At 66.0% G+C, this 14,318-nt stretch carries 12 protein-coding genes; 1 reads left to right on the top strand and 11 read right to left on the bottom strand.

Going from position 1 to position 14,318, the window contains the following annotated elements; translation table 11 throughout:
* Positions 1-47: 47 nt before the first annotated feature.
* From gabP to AC05QJ_RS21010, 7 genes are all read right to left on the bottom strand, one after another.
* Positions 48-1,451 (bottom strand): GABA permease, encoded by a 1,404-nt coding sequence (gene gabP, locus AC05QJ_RS21040; protein WP_476743208.1) that lies wholly within the window; start codon positions 1,449-1,451, stop codon positions 48-50.
* 345 nt (positions 1,452-1,796) lie between these two features.
* The gene (locus AC05QJ_RS21035) at positions 1,797-4,244 is read right to left on the bottom strand and encodes a TonB-dependent siderophore receptor (RefSeq protein ID WP_476743207.1); all 2,448 of its coding nucleotides are present in this window, start codon (positions 4,242-4,244) and stop codon (positions 1,797-1,799) included.
* Positions 4,245-4,344: 100 nt separating this feature from the next.
* Positions 4,345-5,313: a FecR domain-containing protein gene (locus AC05QJ_RS21030; protein WP_476743206.1), complete on the bottom strand. Its 969-nt coding sequence runs from the start codon at positions 5,311-5,313 to the stop codon at positions 4,345-4,347.
* Positions 5,310-5,828 carry a sigma-70 family RNA polymerase sigma factor gene (locus AC05QJ_RS21025; RefSeq protein WP_476743205.1) on the bottom strand — a complete coding sequence of 173 codons (519 nt, stop codon included), beginning with the start codon at positions 5,826-5,828 and terminating at the stop codon, positions 5,310-5,312. Before AC05QJ_RS21025 ends, AC05QJ_RS21030 begins: the two co-directional genes overlap by 4 nt.
* A 193-nt stretch (positions 5,829-6,021) precedes the next feature.
* A complete protein-coding gene (locus tag AC05QJ_RS21020) occupies positions 6,022-8,469 on the bottom strand; it encodes a TonB-dependent siderophore receptor (RefSeq protein ID WP_476743204.1) in 2,448 nt (815 codons plus the stop codon).
* A 97-nt stretch (positions 8,470-8,566) separates the two neighbouring features.
* Positions 8,567-9,508, bottom strand: coding sequence for a FecR domain-containing protein (locus tag AC05QJ_RS21015; RefSeq protein ID WP_476743203.1), 942 nt, complete (start codon positions 9,506-9,508; stop codon positions 8,567-8,569).
* Positions 9,505-10,026 carry a sigma-70 family RNA polymerase sigma factor gene (locus AC05QJ_RS21010; RefSeq protein WP_476743202.1) on the bottom strand — a complete coding sequence of 174 codons (522 nt, stop codon included), beginning with the start codon at positions 10,024-10,026 and terminating at the stop codon, positions 9,505-9,507. Before AC05QJ_RS21010 ends, AC05QJ_RS21015 begins: the two co-directional genes overlap by 4 nt.
* Positions 10,027-10,194: 168 nt before the next feature.
* Between AC05QJ_RS21010 and AC05QJ_RS21005 the strand changes: the two genes are divergently transcribed.
* Positions 10,195-11,112: a bifunctional helix-turn-helix transcriptional regulator/GNAT family N-acetyltransferase gene (locus tag AC05QJ_RS21005; protein WP_476743201.1), complete on the top strand. Its 918-nt coding sequence runs from the start codon at positions 10,195-10,197 to the stop codon at positions 11,110-11,112.
* 13 nt (positions 11,113-11,125) lie between these two features.
* Here the strand turns inward: AC05QJ_RS21005 and AC05QJ_RS21000 are convergent, their stop codons facing one another.
* The 4 genes from AC05QJ_RS21000 to AC05QJ_RS20985 all read right to left on the bottom strand — a co-directional run bounded on the left by AC05QJ_RS21000 (position 11,126) and on the right by AC05QJ_RS20985 (position 14,318).
* On the bottom strand, positions 11,126-11,713 hold the full coding sequence (locus AC05QJ_RS21000; protein WP_476743200.1) for a 2OG-Fe(II) oxygenase: 588 nt from the start codon (positions 11,711-11,713) through the stop codon (positions 11,126-11,128).
* On the bottom strand, positions 11,700-12,437 hold the full coding sequence (locus AC05QJ_RS20995) for a 2OG-Fe(II) oxygenase (protein WP_476743199.1): 738 nt from the start codon (positions 12,435-12,437) through the stop codon (positions 11,700-11,702). Before AC05QJ_RS20995 ends, AC05QJ_RS21000 begins: the two co-directional genes overlap by 14 nt.
* Before the next feature lie 151 nt (positions 12,438-12,588).
* Positions 12,589-12,999 carry a RidA family protein gene (locus AC05QJ_RS20990; RefSeq protein ID WP_476743198.1) on the bottom strand — a complete coding sequence of 137 codons (411 nt, stop codon included), beginning with the start codon at positions 12,997-12,999 and terminating at the stop codon, positions 12,589-12,591.
* Entirely contained in the window at positions 12,999-14,318 is a 1,320-nt protein-coding gene (locus AC05QJ_RS20985; RefSeq protein WP_476747980.1) for a flavin-containing monooxygenase, read from the bottom strand. Before AC05QJ_RS20985 ends, AC05QJ_RS20990 begins: the two co-directional genes overlap by 1 nt.

The raw sequence follows: 14,318 nt of genomic DNA, 5'->3' as shown, positions 1-14,318 counted from the left end.
CAAACGGCCCCGTCAATGACGGGGCCGTTTTGTTTCCAGGGCTGCGATCAGGACCGGCTCAATACCCGTCCAACCTGCGCCGCTTCATGCTGCCGCGCCCGCATCACGCCGAGCAACGCCGTGATCAGCGCCAGCGACAGCGTCGCCGTCACCTCCATGCGGTGCGCCGGCATCACGAACATCACCCCCAGGGCGAAGACGATGAAGGCGATCACCGCCAGGGTCAGCCAGGGGAACAGCCACATGCGGAAGTCCGGCAGCTTGCCCTCGCGGCGCAGGATGCCGCGCATGCGCAGTTGCGAGCAGGCGATCGCCAGGTACACCAGCAGGGCGATGGAGCCCGAGGTCGCCAGCAGGAACTGGAACACATGGGCCGGGGCGAAGTAGTTGACCACCGTGGCGACCATGCCGATCAGGGTACTTGCGATCACCGCCGCCCGTGGCACGCCACGACGCGACGTGCGCTGGATGAACGACGGCGCGTCGCCGCGCTTGGCCAGGGAGAAGATCATCCGCGACGAGATGTAGATCGACGAGTTCAGGCAACTGGCGACCGCCACCAGCACCACGCCGTCCACCAGCAACTTGGCGTAGGGGATCTGCATGATCTCCAGGGCGCGCTGGTAGGAGCCCTGCAGCGGCAGCAGCGGGTCGTTCCACGGCACGATGGAGATGATCACGAAGATCGACAGCAGGTAGAACACGCTGATGCGCCAGATCACCGAGCGGGTGGCGCGGGCGATGTTGCCGGCGGGGTTGCTCGATTCCGAGGCGGCGATGGTCACCGCTTCCGTGCCCATGAAGCTGAACATGGTGGTCAGCAGTGCACCGATGATCGCCGCCCAGCCGTTGGGCACAAAGCCGCCCTGAGTGTCGAGCAGCTGTTTCAGGCCGCTGACTTCACGGCCCGGCAGACCGCCCAGCAGGGCGTAGAAGCCCAGGCCGATGAAGGCGACGATGGCGATGATCTTGAGCATGGCGAACCAGAACTCGAACTCGCCGTACTTGCCGACGCTGGCAAGGTTGGTGGCGGTCAGCAGCACGGTCAGGCTCAGGGCGAACAGCCAGGCATCGACCTGCGGGAACCAGGCGTTGAGCACCACGCCGGCGGCGATGGCTTCGATCGGGATCACCAGTACCCAGAACCACCAGTACAGCCAGCCGATGCTGAACCCGGCCCAGCGGCCGATGGCCTTGTCGGCGTAGGTGGAAAAGGACCCGGTATCGGGGCTGGCGACCGCCATTTCGCCGAGCATGCGCATCACCAGCACCACCAGGGTGCCGGCCATGACATAGGCGAGGATGGCGGCGGGACCGGCGGCGGCGATGGCGTGGCCGGAGCCGACGAACAACCCCGCACCGATGACCCCGGCGATGGACAACATGGTGACGTGGCGCGGCTTGAAGCCCTGCGCCAGTTCGGCGCGATCGCGCTGGGTAGATGTATTCATCCTGAAGGCCTTTTTGTTATTGGACTTGTTATGAAACGGCACGACGGGGGCGGCGCCGTGGCGCTGGCGTTTGCCCCGTAGGGAAAGCTAGCGCCGTCGGCGGGAGTGTCTATTGCCTGGGTTTGCCGCATTCTTGGCTGAAAGCGACATCGGCATGCCAAAAGGCGGCGGGCGTCATCGCCAGCAACGCTGTCGTCCATGCTGGCCTCATCGCTGGCAAGGCCAGCTCCCACAGGGTTCCGTGTCGACCGCCGCATCAGAGGCTGGCGCTGAAACTGTGGGAGCCGGGCTTGCCGGCGATGGCGTCATTGCAGCCGACACAGTGGCCCGTGCCGGCCCATTCACTCAGAAGTCGTAGCGCAGGCTCAGCGTCGCATTGCGTGGCGCACCGTAGTGTCCGTAGCTGCCCGCCATGCCGGCGTAGTACTTCTCGTCGAACAGGTTGTTGACGTTGAGGGTGGCTGCCACATGCTCGTTGAACTTGTAGCGGGCCATGAGGCTGGCGACGAAGTAGTCGTCCTGGGTGACACGGCTGTTGTAGCGGGAGAAGTACAGCGACGAGCTGGAGTTCCAGTTCACGCCACCACCGACGGTCAGCTTTTCCCATTCGCCCGGCAAACGCCAGGTGTTCCAGAAGCGGAAGGTGTCCATGGGCAACTGGGTGGTCAGGCGCACGCCGTCGGCATCTTCGGTGCGGGTATGGCTGTAGCCGGTGTAGACATTCCAGCCGGGTAGCACCTCGCCGGACAGCTCCAGATCGACCCCCCTGGTTTCGGCGCCATCCACGGTCCGGTAGGCGGTCGCGCCGCTGGGTGCCAGTTCGTCGGTCGCTTCGGCGAAGTTGTCGCGCTGGACGAGATAGGCCGCCACGTTGGCGTTCAGGCGCCCCTCGAAGAACTCGCCTTTCCAGCCCATTTCGTAGTTCTTGCCGACTTCCGGATCCAGTGGCTTGCCACTGACATCGACGCTGCTCTGCGGCTTGAAGATGTCGGTGTAGCTGGCGTAGACCGACTGTTCGGACGTCAGGTCGTAGACGATGCCCGCGTAGGGCGTGACCACGCCGCGCTCGTGCATGGAGTAGGTCGTGGGCGCCCGGCTGCTTCCGACCACTCCCAGGCTGTAGTCGAAACGGTATGTCGATGTGCGGGCACCGAGAATCAAATGCAGGTCATCGGTGACGTTCAGCCGTGTCGCCGCGAAATAGCCGCTCTGGCGGTTGAACACGTCGTACTGGATACCGGGTTCGATTTCGTCGTCGGCTGGCTTGGGCGTCTGGTTTTTCCAGGTGAAGTAGTTGATGGCCACATCCGGGCCGCCATCGCCCCGGTGGTCATTCTTGTACTCCAGATAGTTGAACCCGACGACAAGCTCGTGGCTTTGCCCCAGCAGTTCGAATGGACCCTGAAGCGTCGTATCGACGCCTTTCTGATACTGCCTGGCCGTGACCACCCCGGCACTGATGGTGGTCGAGCCGTCCGGGTCGAGATAGGACCGGTTGGTGGTCGTCGATACGTAGGACGAGAAGGAGTCGCGATTCACATCCATGTAGTTCGCCGCCACCTTCAACTGCCAGTCGTTGGCCAGTTGCTGTTCCACATTGAGGGTGTAGTTGGTGGTCTCGTAGTCGTCGTAGCCCCAGCGCGCATCGGAACTGTTGGAGCGTGACAGGTGCGTCGGCTGGCCATTGGTGTAGAGCAGCGGAACCCCTGGCGCGCCGTTGACCTTGTAGGTCTGGCGATCGATGCCGAAGCGCACCAGGGTGGTGTCAGTCACGTCCGCTTCGACCACGCCGTAGAGCACGTTGCGGTCCTGGCTGTACCAGTCCATGAAGCTGTGGTTGTTCTGCTCGGCCACGACCAGGCGGCCCCGCACGTTGCCGTCGTCGGTGAGCGGTCCGGAAACGTCGGCTTCGGCGCGGTAGTAGTCCCACGAACCAACCCCCGCCTGGACATGGGCCTTGAACTCGCGGGTCGGGCGCTTGCGGATCACGTTGATCACCGCGCTCGGGTCGCCGGCACCGGTCATCAGGCCCGTCGCGCCGCGGACGATCTCGATGCGGTCATACAGGCCCACGTCCAGCAGGGTGCTGGGCATGTTGCGGGTCTGGTTGTCCTGGTAGGTGGTGACGCCATCGAACTGGTAGGTGTTGATGCCGCTGCCACGGGAGTAGATGTTGAAGCGCTCGCCACCGTCCTGGGACATGGTGATGCCCGGGGTCTGGCTGAGTACCTCGGTCATGCTGCCCAGGTGCTGGTCATCCATGCGCTGGCGGGTGACTACGGTGATGGTTTGCGGCGTTTCCCTGATCGACAGGTTCATCTTGGTCGCCGTGCTGGTGACCCCTGTGGTGTACGAGCCGGTACCTTCGGTGGTGGCGCCCAGTCCGGTGGAACTGATGCTGGTGGCGCCCAGTTCCAGCGCGTCACCACCGCCGCCGAGAGCTTCCAGCGCGTAGTTGCCGCCGCTGTTGATTGCGCCCAGGCCGGTGCCGGCCAGCAGGTGCAGCAAACCTTCGTCCACCCCGTAGCTGCCGTTCAGGCCCGCACTCTGCTTGCCGGCGGTCAGCCGCGAATCCACCGAGAGCAGGATGCCGGCCTCGCTGGCGAAGCGGTTCAGGGCCTGGTCGAGGTTGCCGGCGGGGATGGCGTAGTGGCGGACCTGTTCTGTCATCGCCGCGTGCGCAACCGTGGCGGTTGCCAGCAGCAACGGGCCGGTGGCGAGCAGGCCGGCGAACAGCGCGCGGGTGATCGAGAGGCTCAGCATCGAGCGGTGAGAAGCGGGCAGGTGCGGCATTCCGGGGTCCTCTTGAGAATGCTTCTTTATTGGTTTCAAGAGGTATCCCGAGCGAGTCGGAAAAACCGACAACGGCGAGTGCAGATTTTCTTGCCGCGCGTCACTCCGCTGCGCGCCGTGGCGCGACGGTGACCCAGTAGCGGGTGATGCTGCGTACTTCGACCGGCAGCGACTGCTGCAGCGCGGCCAGCACGCGGTCGGTGTCGGCCAGGGGAAACACCCCGGTCAGCGGCAGTTCGGCTACCGCCGGATCGCAGCGCAGTACGCCGGGCCGGTGGCGGGACAGTTGGTCGAGGAACTGACCCAGCGGCATGCGCTCGGCGATCAGGCGGTGGTCGTTCCAGGCGATGGCGTTGCGGTCGGCACGGCCAGGCGGTTCGAGGCGCTCGGCACTGAACCAGCACTGCTGGCCGGCTTCCAGGCGCGAGGCGGGGGCGTGACGCGGGCGCAGTTCCAGCGCGCCTTCGTAGAGCTCGACGCGGCTGCCGCCATCGACTTCATAGACCGAAAACAGTGTGCCCAACGCCTGGATTTCACCGGCGGCGGTCTCGACGATCAGCGGCCGTTGCGCCGGGTCATGGCCGCTGTCGAGCAGCAGTTCGCCGCGCAGCAACTGGATGCGCCGTTGCGCGTCGCTGTAGCGGAGGTTCACCGCGCTGGCGCTGTTCAGGCTCAGGCGGCTGCCGTCGTCCAGGGTCCGTTGCAGGCGCTCGCCGGTGCCGCTGCGCAGGTCGGCCATGGCTTCACTCCAGGGCAGTTGCTGCTGCGCGAGGTAGCCGCTGCCGCCGGCGACCAGCAACAGGCCCAGCAACTTGAGGGTCTGGCGCTTGCGGGCGTCGGGCATTTGCCGCAGCACGCGGCTGGCGGTGGCTGCAGGGACGCCGGTGAGGGTGCCCTGCAGGCGTTCGAGGCGTTGCCAGGCGCGGCGGTGCTCTGGGTCGGCGGCATGCCAGGCGGCGAAGCGATGTTGCTGGTCGGCATCCAGCTCGCCGCCCCAGTGCAGCATCAGCCAGTGGCTGGCCTGTTCGACGACGGCGGGGGCAATAGGCGCATTGGTGGGCGTGGTCATTCGGCGTAGAGCACCTGGTAGCAGGCCTGGATTGCCCGGGTCATGTACTTCTGCACCGAGCTGACGCTGATCGCCAGGCGCTCGGCGATCTGCGGGTAGGTCAGGCCTTCGAACTGTGACAGCAGGAAGGCTTCGCGGGCGTTGGCCGGCATGGCGTCGAGCATGCTGTCGATCTGCATCAGGGTCTCGATGACCAGGGCGCGGGTTTCCAGCGAGGGGGATTCCGGCTCGGGCAGGTGGCTGATGCTGTCGAGGTAGGCCTGTTCGATGCGCTGGCGGCGCCATTGGTCGACCACCAGGTTGCGGGCGATCTGCGCCAGGTAGCTGCGGCCTTCGCCGACGCTGGGAAAGCGGCCGCTGACCAGCAGGCGCAGGAAGGTGTCGTGGGCGATGTCCGCCGCCTGCTCACGGTCGCCCAGGCGCTTGCGCAGCCAGCCCTGCAACCAGCCGTTGTGGTCGCGGTACAGGCCATGGAGTTCGTGTTGCAGCGGGGAAGGGGGCGTTGCGCTGACCACCGGGTGCTCCTGAAATGCGCCGATGCGGATAAGAATTGGTCGCAATTGTATTCAGGGGCGGGCGGTTTGGGAACAGGGGCAGGGATTCGCGTCGTGCCTTGAGGTGGTGGCTGGCAGAGGACTTGTGGGAGCCGGCCTTGCCGGCGATAGCGTCATTGCAGCCGACACAGCTGCCTGTGTCGGCCTCGTCCACTCAGAAGTCGTAGCGCAGGTTCAGCGACGCATTGCGCGGATCGCCATAGTGGCCGACGCTGCCGCCGATACCGGAGTAGTACTTCTCGTCGAACAGGTTGTTGAGGTTCACTGTCGCCGCCAGTTTGTCGGTGACCTGGTAGCGCGCCATCAGGCTGGCGATGCTGTAGTCGTCCTGGGTCACCCGGGCGTTGTAGCGGCTGTAGTACAGCGAGGTGGAAGCGTTCCAGGAAACGCCTCCGCCCACGGTCAGCCGGTTCCAGGCATCAGGCAGTCGGTAGGTGGTCCAGAAGCGCAGCGTGTCCATGGGCAGTTGCGTCAGCAGGCGTGTACCCGAAGCGTCTTCGCTGCGCGAGTGGCTGTAGCCGGCCTGCAGGTTAAGGCCAGGCAGCACCTCGCCCGAGATCTCCAGATCGATGCCCTTGGTTTCCGCGCCCTTGGCCGCCTTGTAGGCGTCGTTGCCGCTGCCGGGAACCACTTCACCGGCATCCAGTACCGCGAGGTTGTCGCGTTTGACCAGGTACACCGCCGCGTTGGCGTTCAGGCGGCCGTCGAAGAATTCGCCTTTCCAGCCCAGCTCATAGTTGCTGCCGACGATGGGTTCGAGCACCGCGCCGGTTTTGTCCTGATTGGACTGCGGCTTGAAGATATCGGTATAGCTGGCATACACCGACTGCTCGGGCGTCAGGTCGTAGACGAGCCCGGCATAGGGGGTGACTTCACCGTGCTCGCGCATGTTCGAGATCTGTGGATCGCTCCCCGGACTGCCGTAGTAATAGTCGTAGCGGTAGTCGGAACTGCGCGCGCCGACGATGAGGTTGAGGTCGTCGATCAGGTTGAACCTGAACGCCACGTAGCTGCCCTGCTGGCGGCTGTCGATGGTGAAGATCTCGCCGATTTCGCCGGTTTCGGTCGGACGCGGCAGGTAGTTGTCCCAGGTGTAGAAGTTGACGGTGCTGACGCCGATGTCGTAGCCGACATGGTCGTTGCGGTAGTCCTGGTAGTTGAATCCGGCGATGAACTCGTGGCTCCGCCCGCCCAGTGTGAACGGGCCTTGCAGGGTCAGGTCGAGGCCTTTCTGCACCTGCTCGGCGTCGGCGTCGTAACGCAGCATGGTGGCGGCGCCGGTCGCCTGGTTGAGGAAGGCGCGGCCGGAAGAGGTCTGGAACGAGCCGTTGTAGTTGTCGCGGTCGGCCTTCATGTAATTGGCTGCCAGCTTGAGCTGCCAGTCGTTGGCCAGTTGCTGCTCGACGTTGACGAAGTAATTGGTCGTCTCGAATTCGTCGTACATCCAGCGGGCGCCGGAACTGGTGGAGCGGGAGAAGCGGGTCTGCTGGCCGTTGGTGAACAGCAGCGGGACGCCGGGGTTACCGGTGGCCTTGAGCTTCTGGTAGTCGATGCCGAAGCGCACCAGCGTGGTGTCGGTCAGGTCGGTTTCCAGCACGCCATAGAGGATGTCCTTTTTCTGCTTGTACCAGTCGCGAAAGCTGCCGTTTTCCTGTTTCGCCGCCACCATTCGCCCGCGCAGGTTGCCGCTGTCGGTCAATGGCCCCGACACATCCGCCTCGCTGCGGTAGAAATCCCAGGAGCCGACGCTGCCCTGGACATGCGCCTGGAAGTCTCGAGTCGGGCGCTTGCGCACCAGGTTGACCACCGCACCGGGTTCGCCGGCGCCGGTCATCAGGCCGGTGGCGCCCCGGACCACCTCCACGCGGTCGTAAAGGGTCATGTCCAGCAGTGTGCTTGGCATGTTGCGGGTCTGGTTTTCCTGGGTGGTGGTGACGCCATCCAGCTGGTAGGTGTTGATGGCGCTGCCACGGGCATAGATGTTGTAGCGCTGGCCACCGTCCTGCGACATGGTGATGCCCGGCGTCTGGTTGAGCACGTCGGTCATGCTGTTGAGCTGCTGATCATCCATGCGCTGGCGGGTAATGACGCTGACCGACTGCGGCGTCTCGCGAATCGACAGGTTCATCTTGGTCGCCGTGCTGGTCACCCCCGTGGTGTACGAACCGGTGCCCTCGGTGGTGGCGCCCAGGCCGGTGGAGTTGATGCTGGTGGCACCCAGTTCGACCGCGCCATCGGCACCACGCGGCAGCAGGATGTAGTCGCCGTTGTCGCTACGGGTGACCTGCAGCCCGTTGCCCTGCAGCAGTTGCGCGAAGCCCTGTTCCAGGTTGTAGCTGCCTTGCAGGCCGGGGCTGTGCTTGTTTTCGGTGAGGCGGGCGTCGAACGACAGCACCACCCCCGACTCGCTGGCGAAGCGGCTGAGCACCGCGCCGAGCGGGCCGGCGGCGATGGCGTAGCTGCGTTGCGCCTCTTGTGCGCTGGCCAGGCCGGCCGCCCCCAGCGGCTGGACAAGGCCGACCTGCAAGGCCAGGGCGGCGCCGAGCACGGCAACGGCCAGTGGCTTGCGGGCAAAGGAATGACGGGTTTCGCGGTGAGACATGCAGCGCTCCTTCAAGTGCATTGAGGCAGGTTTGGAGGAGGGGTCGAACGAGGTGGGGGCAATCGTCAATCGCGCAGAAATTATTTTTTCCGTGGTTTCAGGCAAGGCCGCGAACCCTGACCCAATAGCGGGTGCGCCGGTCGATGCGCAGCGGCAGCACCTTGGCCAGGGCGGCCAGGGCGCGGTCGGTAACGTCCAGTGGATAGGCCCCGGAAACCCGCAGGCCTGCGACGTCATCGGTGCAAGTGATGACACCCGGCCGATAGCGCTGCAACTCGTCCAGCACCTCAGCCAGGCGCCAGTTGTCGATCACCAACTGGCCCTGCGCCCATTCGGCGCGGTTCGGGTCGAGCGGTTGCGGGGACGGCAGCGGACCGTCGCCGAAGCGCAGGCTCATGCCGGCCTCTACCCGTACCTCGACGCCTTCGGGCTGGTTACGTACGGCGACGGCGTGCTCGAGTACACCCAGCTCGGTCAGGTCGTCGTACTGGCGCACGCTGAAGCGCGTGCCCAGGGCGCGCATCTCGCCATGGGCGCTGCGGACCTTGAGCGGGCGCGGGTCCTTGCCGGTTTCCAGGAGGATCTCGCCGGCGCGCAGGAGGATCAGGCGCTGCTGCGAGTCGAAGCGGATATCCACGGCGCTGGCGGTATTGAGGACCAGCCGCGTGCCGTCTTCCAGCCTCAGCGTGCGACGCTCGCCGGTGGCGGTGCGCTGGTCGGCCAACCACAGCGGTGACTGGCGGTAGCCGCTCCAGGCCAGGCCGGAGATGCCCACGCCCAGCACCAGTCCCTTGAGCAGGGTCCGTCGTGCCGGCTGCGCCAGGTCCGTGGCCAGGGTGCGCTGCGCCAGGCCGGACGGCACGCCGCAGAGTCCGCTGTGAAACGCCTGCAATTGCTGCCAGGCCCATTGGTGCAAGGCGTCCTGCTGATGCCAGGCCTGCCATTGCTCATGGGTGCGCGGGCATCCCGGCGCCGCGCCTAGGCGTGCGTGCCACTGCGCTGCATCACGCAGAGCGAGGCGCTGGCCGGCGGGGCTCATGTCCGCGCATCCAGGATGAACAGCAGGCATTGCTCGGTGGCTTTGGCGATGTACTTGGTCACCGAACTGACCGAGACCTCCAGGCGCGTGGCGATCTCGGTGTAGGGCAGGCCGTCCAGTTGCGCGAGGAAGAATGCCAGGCGCACCTTCGGCCCCAGGCCATCGAGCATGGCGTCCAGTTGCAGCAGGGTTTCCAGCATCACGGCGCGTTCTTCGGCCGAGGTCTCGAACAGCTCCGGCTCCCGGCTCAGGGCTTGCAGGTAGGCCTGTTCCAGCGCACGCCGACGCAGGTGATCGACCATCACCCGCTTGGCCACGGTGGCGAGGAAGTTGCGTGGCTCGCGCAGCGGGTGCGCCACGGTGCTGGTGATCAGCCGCAGGAAGGTGTCCTGGGTCAGGTCCGCCGCACGCTCGCCATCGCCCAGGCGCCGGCGCAGCCAGCCGCGAAGCCAGTGACTGTGGTCGCGGTAGAGACCATGCAGGTCATCGTGGGTGGAAGGCGGCAGGGCTCTGGACACCCGGATCTCCGTGATAATGCGGTGCGGATAGGAATGGCTCGCAATACTAATGAGATCGACTTGCAAATGGAACAGTGGCCGCTAGCAAAGTGCCGCCGGTCGCCCACTTGACTTGATTGCCTAAGGCAAATATATATTTGCTTTAGGCAATCATATCGAGTTTTCGCCATGACCCCGCTGCTGATCGAGCGCGCCGACACCGTCCGGCGTTTCAACCGTTTCTACACCCGTCAGATCGGCGTGTTGCAGGAGCACCTGCTACAGACCGAATTCTCCCTCACCGAAATGCGCATCCTCTACGAGCTTGGCCACCGCGCCGACCTGACCAGCGCCGACCTGTGCCAGGCCCTCGGGCTCAATGCCGGCTACCTGAGCCGGATCATCAGCGGCTTCGAGAAGAAAGGCCTGATCGCCAAAAGCCGTTCGGCCACCGATGCCCGAGCCCAGCAGTTGCAGATCACCGAAGCCGGTAAGGCGGTGCTCGGCCCGCTGGAGCAGGCGTCCCGCGATGAGGTGGTCGCCATGCTCCAGCGCCTGCCCGAGCCGCAGCAGGAACAGTTGATCGAGGCCATGACCCGGGTGCAGGTGTTGCTGGGCGAAGGCACGTCGTCCTGGCTGCTGCGCGATCCGCTGCCGGGCGACATGGGGTTGGTGGTTCAGCAACAGGCGGTGCTGTACACCCGCGAATACGGCTGGAATTCCGAGTTCGAGGCGCTGGTGGCGGAGATCGTCGCCCGCTACCTGCGCGAGTTCGATCCGGCCGCCGAGCGCTGCTGGATCGCCGAGAAGGACGGGCGTGCGGTGGGCTCGATCTTCGTCGTCCGGCACGACCAGACCACGGCCAAGTTGCGCATGCTCTACGTCGATGCCAGCGCCCGTGGCCTGGGCATCGGCCAGCGTCTGGTGGCAGAGGCGGTGCGCTTTGCCTGCGATGCCGGCTACCGGCAGATGGTGCTGTGGACCACCAGCAACCTCACGGCGGCGCGCAAGCTCTACGAGAGCGCCGGCTTTCGCCTGGTCGAGGAAGAACCGATGCACAGCTTCGGCAAGGACCTGGTGAGCCAGACCTGGGCGCTGGCGTTGTAGCGCGCAGCGCCGGTCACGGCGCCAGGTGAAAGTACAGGTCCAGTCCCCAGCGTTCTCCATGGCGTACCCGGCTCACCGCGTGGCGCGTGCTGACCCGGTAATGGCCGTGGGCACCGCACACCGGTCGGTAGCGGCTGGCGAACAGTGCCAGTTCGCCCTGCGCCAGCGGCACGACGATGGGGCGCGACTGTTGCCGTGGGCGCTGTTCGGTGAGGATCAGTTCGCCGCCGTCGAAGTCCTGGCCGGGCTTGGACAGCAAGCCGCTTCCTTGCAGGGCGAACAGCACGCTGCCTTCGGTCTGCTGACGCAATCCCAGCCATTCGCCTTGTCGCAGCCGGTGCAGGTGCGACAACTCCCGGTGTTGTCGCGCATTCCGGCAGCGGGCCTGCAATTCGGCAAGCGAGGCGGGGCAGGTGTGCGACGGGTCGAGCAAGCGCTGCCAGCGGTTGGCGATCGCCGCCAGCGGCGGATAGAGCGCTGCCCGCAGCGCCGCGAAGTCCTGTTGTTCCAGCAGGCCCGGCAGCACCACGAAGCCCTGGCTGTCGAGACGGCTGGCGATGTCCGGCCAGTCGAGGCTGGCGACCCGTTCAGCGTGCGTCATGGAATAGCACCCCGAGGGTGTGGCGCTGGCCCGCCCGTACCTCGCTCACGCCGTGGCGCATCGTCACCTTGCGCCAGGCCGCGCGCCGTCCCGGGACCGGACGCTCGGCAACGGCGAAGATCACCGCGTCGCCCTGGTCGAGGGGCACGACCTCGGCGCGGTGCTCCTGTGTGCCGTATTCGGTCAGGCAGAACTCGCCGCCCTCGAAGTCCTGGCCCGGCTGCGACAGCAGAATGGCCATCTGCAACGGGAAATGCAGTTCGCCGTAGAGGTCCTGGTGCAGGCAGTTGTAGTCACCGGCCTGGTACTGCAACAGCAGTGGCGTAGGGCGACACTGGCCGGCGGCCCGGCAGCGGGCGAGAAAGTCCGCAAGGGTTGCGGGAAAGCGCACCGGGTGGCCGAGCCGCAGGTTCCAGTCATTGGCGATGGCGGCCAGTGGCGGGTAGAAGGTCTGGCGCAGCCGCTCCAGCAGCGGCGGCAAGGGGTAGCGCAAGTACTGGTACTCGCCGCGGCCGAATCCATGGCGGGCCATGACCACGCGGGAACGGAACAGCCCGTCCTGGCGGTAGAGGGCGGCCAGTTCCCGGCATTGCTGGCGGTCCAGCACGCCGGGGAGGCGTGCATGGCCGGTTTCGTCGAGGGCCTGGCGCAGGGACGGCCAGTGCGGTTTCCAGGGTGAATCCTGGGCGATGGCCGGCGAGGCGAGTGGCAGTTCTTCTTGCATGGCAACGGTTCCGCAGCGTCGATCAGGCAGAGCCTAAAGACGGCCTGACGAATGAACACTCCGTTCCTTGCGGTCTGATGCCCATCGCCCGGCGATTGCGGCCGGGCGCCAGGGCTAGCCGCTGCTCCTCTGGCGGGGCCGGCCTTCGCGGTCAGTCCGGAATCACGGCAATCACATCGATTTCCATCAGCCACTCCGCCTGCGCCAGGCCCGCCACCACCAGCCCGGTGGAGATCGGGAATACGCCTTTGAGCCATTTGCCCACTTCCCGGTACACCGGCTCGCGGAAGCGCGGGTCGGTGATGTAGGTGGTGGTCTTGACGATATGGGACAGGTCGGAGCCGGCTTCTTCCAGCAGTTGCTTGACGTTCTTCATCGCCTGCTCGGCTTGCGCCTGCGGGTTGCCCAGGCCCACCAGGCGGCCTTCGAAGTCGGTGCCCACCTGGCCGCGGACGTAGACGGTGTTGCCGGCGCGGACCGCCTGGCACAGGTCATTGTCCAGGGTCTGGTTGGGGTAGGTTTCCTTGGTGTTGAACATGCGGATGCGGGTGTGAGTAGGCATCAGTTGACTCCCATGAGGTCGGCGTTGGCCTGGGTGGATTCGGTAATGTCGGCGGCCTGGCGCTGATCGCGGTCGCGGTAGGCCAGGTAGGTGCGCTGGGTGGCGATGTGGCCGGCGACATGCTTGGCGTCGTGCCAGACGCCCCAGATGAACGAGGAACCCCGGCGTGACAGCCACGGCAGACCGACGAAGTAAACGCCCGGCTCGGCAGAGACGCCGCGCTGGTGCTTCGGCTTGCCGTTGGCGTCGAAGGCGTCGACTTTCAGCCAGCTGAAGTCCACGGCGTAGCCGGTGGCCCAGATGATGCTGGTGACGCCGGCGGCGGCCAGGTCCAGTTCGAGGATCGGCGCGGTGACGCAGTCGGGGTCGGGCAGGCGGCGGCGCGCTTCCGGCTCCAGCGGCAGGTCGAGGCCGTTGCGCTCGACATAGGCGTCGGCGGCGTCCAGCAGGGCCAGGTAGTTTTCGTCGCCACGGCGGATGTTTTCCGCCAGGTTGTCTTCGAAACGGGCCACGCCGTTGTCGAACGAGCGGGTCAGACCGACCAGGTTCATGCCCTGGTGGGCGAGGGCGCGGAAGTCCACGATGTGGCCGCCACGGGCGCCGCTGACGGCGATGGTCACGTGCTCGCGGCCGGGCTTGGCGATTTCCGCATCCCACTCGCCCAGCACGCCGAGCCACCAGCAGAAGTCACGGTTGCGGTAGCTGCGCGGCGGCCGGTCGTGGGCGCCCACCGAGAGGTAGACCTTGCGCCCGGCGCGTTGCAGTTCGTCGGCGATCTGCACGCCGGAAGAACCGGCGCCGACCACCAGCACCGCGCCTTCCGGCAGTTGCTGCGGGTTGTAGTAGGCGGCGGAGTGGATCTGGTGCAGGGCGCTGTCCTTTGGCGCGATCGGCGGGATCACCGGGCGCTGGAACGGGCCGGTGGCGGCCACCACGCGATTGGCACGGATCACCCCTTCGCTGGTGTCGATGGTGAAGCCCGGACGGTCGGCGTTGCGCACCACCGAGCGGACTTCCACGCCGGTGCGGACCGGCAGGTCGTACTGGCGCACATAGGCTTCGAAGTAGTCGGCGACCTGATCCTTGCCGGCGAAGGCATCCGGGTCGAGGTCGAATTCCAGGCCGGGGAAGCGGTCGTGCCAGACCGGGCCGTTGGCGACCAGCGAGTCCCAGCGGCCGGTGCGCCAGGCTTCGGCGATACGATTGCGCTCCAGCACCAGGTGCGGTACGCCCAGCTTGCTCAGGTGTTCGCTCATGGCCACGCCGGCCTGCCCGGCGCCGACCACAAGGGTATCGATTTCGAGGTTGTTCAAAGTCAT

It is taken from the genome of Pseudomonas sp. TUM25319 (assembly GCF_056388475.1).
Note: the sequence above shows the minus strand (reverse complement) of the source record. Positions and strands in the feature narration are given on the sequence as shown.